The sequence below is a fragment of the Pseudoalteromonas sp. P1-25 genome (assembly GCF_001401805.1).
Classification (GTDB): Bacteria; Pseudomonadota; Gammaproteobacteria; order Enterobacterales; family Alteromonadaceae; genus Pseudoalteromonas.
In genome coordinates this window covers 1-539 of sequence record NZ_LKDW01000084.1, presented here as the reverse complement: position 1 = coordinate 539, position 539 = coordinate 1, and the positions used below count along the sequence as shown (strand labels likewise).

General features: G+C 52.5%; 1 protein-coding gene. It reads right to left on the bottom strand.

The annotated features are described in order from the left end of the window. Positions 1-539, bottom strand: a 539-nt coding sequence (locus tag AN393_RS19620; protein WP_200909062.1) for an Ig-like domain-containing protein, incomplete at both ends; no start/stop codon positions are given.

Below are 539 nucleotides of genomic sequence, written 5' to 3'. Positions count from 1 at the left end.
GCTTCATCCGTTACGGTGATTGTAACAACCGTGCCCTCTGGCTCACCGGTTGCTGTGCCTGAAATAGTCGGTGTGGTGTCATTAGTATCGCCAACCGGGTCAATAACCACTGTAGGCGCGGCGGTATCAACCTCGCCTGTCGTGGTGGCTGTGGTTTGATTGCCTGCGGCGTCGGTAACCGATACTTCAACGGTAAATTCACCTTCACTTAACTCATTAGGCACATCCACACTAAAGGTGCCATCGGCTTGCACTTCGGTCGTAATGGTTTGCGGGTTACCCGCTTCATCCGTTACGATGATTGTAACAACCGTGCCCTCTGGCTCACCGGTTGCTGTACCTGAAATAGTCGGTGTGGTGTCATTAGTATCCCCAACCGGGTCAATAACCACTGTGGGCGCTGCGGTATCAACCTCACCGGTTGTGGTGGCTGTGGTTTGATTGCCTGCGGCGTCGGTAACCGATACCTCAACGGTAAATTCACCTTCACTTAACTCATTAGGCACATCTACACTAAAGGTGCCATCGGCTTGCACTTC